We start from the raw sequence: 7,319 nt of genomic DNA on the forward strand, positions 1-7,319 counted from the left end.
CCCCACGAGGGGGAGGGAAATCCTAATGGAGTCAATTCACCGCCCGCCGCTCTAGCTCTCGCTGGGATGACGGCCACGGAAGGACTGCAACGCGCGGGCGCGTGCCAATCTCAATGCCGCGTCTGGCCCGGCGCCGTTTCGCCGGGCGAGGGGCGGGCCTTCACGAAGTCTTCCTTGGTCTCGCAATGGAGCGCCAGGTGGTGGAGCTTGGGATACTTGTCCAGCGGGAAGACGTCCGGCACGCGGATCTTGATGTATCCGATCAGGCAGCCCGCCGTGATGTCGGCCTGCGTCATCTTGCTGTCGAAGAACCACGGTGCGCCGCAGTCGTGTTCCAGCTTCTCCAGCCCCGCCGAGATCTGCAGCATCATGCGCTTCTCGAAATCGCGATTGATGTGCTTGTCGATGTGAAACAGCCGCTCGAAGAACAGCGCCACGCATTTGTCCATGAGCCCCAGGCCCATCACCACGGCCTGCATCACCTTGCGCCGTTCCGGCCCGTGCGCGGGGGTGAGCGCGCGGGCGGGTCCCGCGGCCTCGTCGAGGTGGTCGATGATGGCCGAGGAATCGATCAGCGTCTCGCCGGTCTCGAGGATGAGGGAGGGAACGCGGATCAGAGGATTGATCCGCTGCATGTCCTCGATGTTGCGGAACACGGAGATCGCATTGCGCGTGAAGGGCATGTGGTAGTGGTTCAGCGTCACCGCCACCCGCCGCACGAAGGGAGAGTCGAACTGGCCCACGAGGATCATGGGAACTTTATGGGGCCTCAGTGGCGGCGTTGTCGAGGGACTTTCGCTTCCCTGGTCTGCTGATGCCCCGCGACAGTCTGCATCATGTCATGACGCGGGGCAGCAGACTGCCATCATCTTCTCATTGACTGTTTGCCTTCAGCCAGGTCTCCAGGAAGGAGATTTCCTCGCCCTGCATTGCAATGATCTCCTCGGCGACCTTTCGGATGACCGGATCCTTGCCATATTCAAGTTCAACCTTGGCCATGGCAGCCGCTCCGCGATGATGCGGAATCATAAGACGGGCGAGATCGACATCCGCATTGCCACTCAGGGGGATGGCGTCCATTTCGGACATCATTCCCGCGTTTGCCGCCTTGAATGCCTCAGCTTCGCCGGCTTTGGCATCTTTGGACGATGCGCCGGCGTTCGCCTGCAACCAATTCTGCAGGAAGGAGATTTCCTCTCCCTGTTTCGCGATGATATCTTCGGCGACCTTGCGGATCTGCTGGTCTTTGCCAAAGGAGAGCTCAACCTTCGCCATGGCGGCCGCGCCGCGATGATGCGGAATCATCAGGCTTGCGAAATCCACATCCGCATTGCCCGTCATGGGGACGCCGCCCATCTCGCTCATCATCTCGGCATTTGCTTGCTTGAAGCCGTCCTTCTCGGTGGCCATGCCTGCATCGGCGGGCTGCTCGGCATTCATTTGCATGGTGCTGGAGTTGTCTTGCTGTGCCATGGCACTGGCGGATGCAAACAGCGCAATGCCCGTTATTGCACCAAGGATTGAGACTCTCATTGGGTATCCTCCTCGCCGCAGCTGGTTGATTCCAGCGCTTTACGGCAGCGAAAGAATATACAATTTTAAATTACAATACGCACTGGAATTGAAGGGATCCTCACCGTCAACTGCCGGTTTGAACTGTTAATCGTTCCCAAGCCCGCCCATACCCGATCAAGGGCAATAGCTGTGCCAGTTCAGGCCCATGGTCTCGCCCCGTAAGGGCGAGCCGCAAAGGCATGAAGAGCTGCTTTCCCTTGCGGCCCGTTGCGGCTTTCACCGCCTCCGTCCACGCCTTCCAGGTGGCGTCGTCCCAGGGTTCCGGCGGCAGCAGGGTTCGAGCGGCGTTAATGAACGCCCTATCTTCCCCGGCGATCACCGGATGAACGGGACCGCGCACGACCTCTTCCCAGTCCCCCGCATCCGACAGCTTCTCGATATTGCCGCGCACCGCGAGCCAGAAGGCCTCGCTGTCTCCGGCCAAGTGGTCCTTCACGGCGTCCCATGGCAGGTGATGCAGCAGCTTGGCGTTGAGGTGCAGGAGTTCCGCCTCGTCGAAGCGGGCCGGCGCGCGCGACAGCTTGTCGAGATCGAAGCCTTCCACCAACTCGGCGTAATCCGCGCAGGGATGGATGTTGTCGGAGGTGCCCAGCAATGCCGCATGGCTCACCACCGCCATGGGCTCGAGCCCGCCTTCGCGCATCGAACCGATGGAGAGGGAACCCAGTCGCTTCGACAGGCCCTTGCCGTCGGCGCCGATGAGCAGGCTGTGGTGGGCGTAGGTGGGAGGCGTGGCGCCCAGTGCTTCCGTGATCTCGATCTGCACGGCGGTGTTGACCACATGGTCCTCGCCGCGGATGACATGCGTAATGCCGAAGTCGATGTCATCGATGACGGAAGGCAGCGTGTAGAGATAGCTTCCGTCCTCACGCACCAGCACGGGGTCGGACAGCGAGCGCGTGTCGATGTGCTGCGGCCCGCGGATCAGGTCGTTCCATTCCACCACGCGGCCGTCGAGCTTGAAGCGCCAGTGCGGCTTGCGGCCTTCGGCCTCGAGCTTTGCGCGCTCTTCATCCGCCAGCTTCAGCGCGGCGCGGTCATAGACCGGCGGCAGCTTGCGGGCTTCCTGGCGCTTGCGCTTGCGGTCGAGCTCGTCCGCCGTCTCGTAACAGGGATAGAGGCGGCCCTCGGCGCGCAGACGGTTTGCCACCTCGTCATAGCGCCCAAAGCGCTTCGACTGCCATTCAACGCGTGCTGGCCTGATGCCGAGCCACTCGATGTCAGTGGCGATGCCGTCCGCGAATTCCTGCTTTGAGCGTGCCGTGTCGGTGTCATCATAACGCAGCACGAACTGGCCGTTGGATTTCAGCGCCATAAGCCAGTTGAGGATCGCCGTGCGGGCGTTGCCGATGTGGATGCGCCCCGTGGGGGAGGGGGCGAAACGGACAATGGCGGTCATCTCAGCGTCCGTCCCGGAAAGCGTTGGTGATCGGGTAGCGCCGGTCGCGGCCGAAGTTGCGCCGCGTGATCTTGACGCCGGGCGCTGCCTGCCGCCGCTTGTATTCGGCAATATAGAGCATGTGCTGGATGCGGCGGACGAGGGCTTCCTCATAGCCTGTATTCTTGACGATCTGCTCCACGGGAATCTCGTTCTCGACGAGGCCTTCGAGGATGGCGTCCAGCACCTCATACGGCGGCAGCGAGTCCTGGTCCTTCTGGTTCTCGCGCAGTTCCGCCGTCGGCGCCTTGGTGATGATGCGCTGGGGGATGACATAGCCCAGCGAGTTGCGCCATTCGGCAAGCCGATAGACCTCGGTCTTGTAGACGTCCTTGATCGGGTTGTAGCCGCCGTTCATGTCGCCGTAGAGGGTGGCATAGCCCACCGACATTTCCGACTTGTTGCCGGTGGTCAGCACCATGGAGCCGAACTTGTTTGAGATCGCCATCAGGATCACGCCGCGCGAGCGCGACTGCAGGTTTTCCTCGGTGATGCCGGCGGGTGTCCCCTCGAACATCGGTTTCAGTGCGGAGAGGAAGCCCTCGACGGGTTCCTTGATCGGCACCACGTCATAGCGCACGCCCAGCAGCCTGGCGCACTCTTCGGCATCGACCAGGCTGTCGCGGCTGGTATAGGCGTAAGGCAGCATCACGCAATGCACGCGGTCGGCGCCCAGCGCATCCACCGCCATGGCGGCAACCACGGCCGAGTCGATGCCGCCCGACAGGCCCAGCACCACGCCGGGGAAGCGGTTCTTCAGCACGTAGTCGCGAAGCCCCAGCACACAGGCCTTCCATGTCTCGGCCTCGTTTTCAGGGACGGTCAGGATCTCGCCCGGCACGCAGCGCCAGCCGTCGTCCTCGCGCAGCCATTCGGTGAGTGCTAACTGCTCCTCGAACATCGGCATCTGCCAGGCGAGTGTCCGGTCAGCATTCAAAACGAAGGACGCGCCATCGAAGACGAGCTCGTCCTGTCCGCCCACCTGGTTGAGGTAGGCCATGGGCAGGCCCGTCTCGGTGACACGCGCCACGACGAGGTTGAGGCGCACGTCATCCTTGTTGCGCTCGAAGGGCGAACCGTTGGGCGAAAGCAGGATTTCAGCTCCGGTCTCGGCCAGCGTCTCGCAGGTCTCTTCCGTCCAGATGTCCTCGCAGATGGGAACGCCCAGGCGCACGTCCTTGAAGGAGATGGGGCCGGGGGCGGGGCCCGCGTTGAACACGCGCTTCTCGTCGAACACGCCGTAGTTCGGCAGGTCGAACTTGTGGCGCACCGCCTCGATCTTGCCATTGGCAAGCAGGGCGACGGAATTATAGAGGTTGGCGCCCTCGCGCCACGGCAGGCCGATCAGCACGGCGGGGCCGGTGATGGTTTCCGTGGCGAGTTCCTCGATGGCGGTACGGCAGGCCTCCACGAAGCTGGGGCGCAGCACCAGGTCTTCAGGCGGGTAGCCGCAGATGAAGAGTTCCGGAAACAGGATCAGGTCGGCATCCGCCGCCTCGCGCCGCGCTTCGCGGGCACGGTCCAGATTGGCACTGATCGCGCCCAGAGTCGGGTTGAGCTGGGCCAGCGCGATGATGAGTCTGTCGGTCATGGGCAGGGGTCTTAGCGGATGCAGGTCTGACCTTCAATTGCGCGGCGTTGACGGGGCGCTCCAAATGCGGCTGAGTGCCGGAATGATCCTGAAAAGCCTCCTTGATGCCCGGTTGCCGGGCAATATCGCCCTCTCGGCCTCTGGCCGGGACGACCTCACCTATGGCCAGTTCTCCGCCCTGGTGGAGGACGTGTTCGCCGCACTCCGCACCCGTGGCCTCGCGCGCAACGACAAGCTCGCCATCGTGCTGCCCAACGGGCCGGATATGGCCGCCGCCTTCGTGGCCACCGCCTGCGCCGTCACCGCAGCACCGCTGAACCCCGCCTACCGCGAGGACGAGTTCCACTTCTATATGGATGACTTGCACGCCAAGGCGCTGCTGGTGGAAGAGGGGAGCACGTCCCCCGCCATCGCCGCTGCCAAGCGGCTGGGGGTTCCGGTGCTGACGCTCAGCTCCGCTGCCGAGGCAGGCGCCTTCACCATCGCGGGCGATGCCGTCGCCTCGCCGTCCGTCCAGGGCTATGCCAAAGAGGGTGACGTGGCCCTCGTGCTGCACACCTCCGGAACCACCTCGCGGCCTAAGATCGTTCCTCTGACGCATGCCAATTTGCTGGCCTCCGCCAACAACATCCGCAACACGCTGCAGCTGACAGAGCGTGACCGCTGCCTCAACATCATGCCGCTCTTCCACATCCACGGCTTGATGGCGGCGGTGCTTGCAACGCTCGCGGCGGGTGCATCTGTCTTCGCCACGCCCGGCTTCAACGCGCTCAAGTTCTTCGGCCAGCTGGAAGAGGCGCGCCCCACCTGGGTGACGGCGGTGCCCACCATGCACCAGGCCATTCTTCAGCGCGCCGAGCGCAATGCGGAAATCATCAAGGCCAACCCGCTGCGCTTCATCCGCTCGAGTTCTGCGTCCCTGCCTGTTCCGGTGTTTCACGTGCTTGAAGAGGCTTTCGGCTGCCCCGTCATCGAAGCCTATGCGATGACCGAGAACGCCCACCAGATGACGTCGAACCAGTTGCCGCCGGGCAAGCGCAAGCCCGGCTTCGTCGGCTGCGCGGCTGGTCCGCAAGTGGCCGTCATGTCACCCGACGGGCGGCTGCTGTCTTCGGGTGAGGAGGGCGAGGTGGTGACGCGCGGCCCCAACGTCACACCCGGATACGAGAACAACCCTGCAGCCAATGAAGCGGGCTTCGCCTTCGGCTGGTTCCACACCGGCGACCAGGGCTTCATGGACGAGGAAGGCTATCTCAAGATCACCGGCCGGTTGAAGGAGATCATCAACCGCGGCGGCGAGAAGATCGCCCCCATGGAGGTTGACGAGGTGCTGATGGAGCATGAGGCGGTGGCGCAGGTCGTCACCTTCGCCATGCCGCATGACAAGCTGGGCGAGGACGTGGCAGCGGCCGTGGTGCTGCGTGAGGGCATGACGGTGACCGAGCGCGCGCTGCAGGACTTCGCCAATGCCAGGCTCGCGGCCTTCAAGGTGCCGAAGAAGATCGTGATCCTCGAGGAAATCCCCAAGGGTGCCACCGGCAAGCTGCAGCGCATCGGGCTCGCACAGAAGCTGGGCCTCTCATGACGAAGGTCTGCGTCTTCGGTGCCGGCGCCATCGGCGGCTATGTCGGTGGCCGCCTCGCGATGAAGGGCGAGGCCGATGTCTCGCTCGTGGCGCGCGGTGCACACCTCGCGGCAATGAAGGCCAACGGCCTCACGCTGAAGCAGGGCGGCGAGACGCATGTGGTGCGCCCCATGGTCACCGATGATCCGAAGCAGCTGGGTCCGCAGGACTTCATCATCCTCACGCTGAAGGCGCATGGCCTTGCCGGCGTCATCGACCAGATGATGCCGCTGATCGGCAAGGACACCGCGATCCTCTTTGCCCAGAACGGCATCCCGTGGTGGTACTTCCACGGCATCGGCGGGCCTCTGGAAGGTACGCGGCTTGAAAGCGTCGACCCGGGTGGTGTGATCTGGAACCGGTTCGGGCCGGAGCGGGCGCTGGGCTGCGTGGTCTGGCAGGCGGCCGAGATCGAGGCGCCCGGCGTCATCTCACACCACTACGGCGATCGCATGCCGCTGGGCGAGCCGACGGGCGAGAAGACCGAGCGCGTGCAGATTCTCAGCCGCCTTCTCACCAGTGCCGGCGTCAAGAGCCCGGTGAAGCCCAACCTGAGGAACGAGATCTGGCTCAAGCTGTGGGGCAACCTCAGCTTCAACCCGGTCAGTGTGCTCACGCAAGGCACGCTGGTCGACCTCGCCACCGACCCCGGCACCCGCCGCGTCATCCGCACCATGATGGAGGAGGCCCGCGCCGTGGGCGAGGCGCTCGGCGTCAGCTTCGCGGTCGATGCCGACGAGCGGATGGACATGGCGGCCAAAGTGGGCGCTCACCGCACCTCCATGTTGCAGGATGTGGAGGCCGGACGCCCCACGGAACTCGATGCGCTGCTGGGAGTTGTCATTGAACTGGGGCGGATCGTGCAAATCAGCACGCCGAGCTTGCAATTGGTCTATGATCTCTGCAAATTCCGGATCCAACACGCCTAAGACGTTTTCCGGAAGACAAGGACGGTCGCCATGCGCCTCGACAATGAAAAGCCTGACTATGACTCAATCGAGGACCGGCGCAGCCAGGGTGGCGGCATGGGCTTTCCCGGCGGTGGCCGCGGCGGGCGGGGAGTCAACATCCCCATCGGCATGGGCCGCGGC

Annotated in this window: 6 protein-coding genes; 2 read left to right on the forward strand and 4 right to left on the reverse strand. The window is 63.9% G+C overall.

All coding sequences use genetic code 11. The features are described from left to right. Positions 1–110: 110 nt before the first annotated feature. From WCJ41_RS19205 to WCJ41_RS19220, 4 genes are all read right to left on the reverse strand, one after another. Positions 111–752 (reverse strand): glutathione S-transferase family protein, encoded by a 642-nt coding sequence (locus WCJ41_RS19205; protein ID WP_336907449.1) that lies wholly within the window; start codon positions 750–752, stop codon positions 111–113. A gap of 121 nt (positions 753–873) precedes the next feature. Continuing rightward, on the reverse strand, positions 874–1,533 hold the full coding sequence (locus WCJ41_RS19210) for a DUF305 domain-containing protein (protein WP_336907450.1): 660 nt from the start codon (positions 1,531–1,533) through the stop codon (positions 874–876). A gap of 106 nt (positions 1,534–1,639) precedes the next feature. Beyond that, a complete protein-coding gene (gene gltX, locus WCJ41_RS19215; RefSeq protein WP_336907451.1) occupies positions 1,640–2,974 on the reverse strand; it encodes a glutamate--tRNA ligase in 1,335 nt (444 codons plus the stop codon). Between the two features lies 1 nt (position 2,975). After that, complete coding sequence (locus tag WCJ41_RS19220) at positions 2,976–4,604, reverse strand: NAD+ synthase (RefSeq protein ID WP_336907452.1); 1,629 nt, start codon at positions 4,602–4,604, stop codon at positions 2,976–2,978. Positions 4,605–4,686: 82 nt separating this feature from the next. Between WCJ41_RS19220 and WCJ41_RS19225 the strand changes: the two genes are divergently transcribed. After that, the gene (locus tag WCJ41_RS19225; RefSeq protein WP_336907453.1) at positions 4,687–6,189 is read left to right on the forward strand and encodes an acyl--CoA ligase; all 1,503 of its coding nucleotides are present in this window, start codon (positions 4,687–4,689) and stop codon (positions 6,187–6,189) included. Then, complete coding sequence (locus tag WCJ41_RS19230; RefSeq protein ID WP_336907454.1) at positions 6,186–7,157, forward strand: 2-dehydropantoate 2-reductase; 972 nt, start codon at positions 6,186–6,188, stop codon at positions 7,155–7,157. Before WCJ41_RS19225 ends, WCJ41_RS19230 begins: the two co-directional genes overlap by 4 nt. Positions 7,158–7,319 lie beyond the last annotated feature (162 nt).

The organism is Aestuariivirga sp., assembly GCF_037139295.1.
In the GTDB taxonomy this organism is placed as follows: domain Bacteria; phylum Pseudomonadota; class Alphaproteobacteria; order Rhizobiales; family Aestuariivirgaceae; genus Aestuariivirga.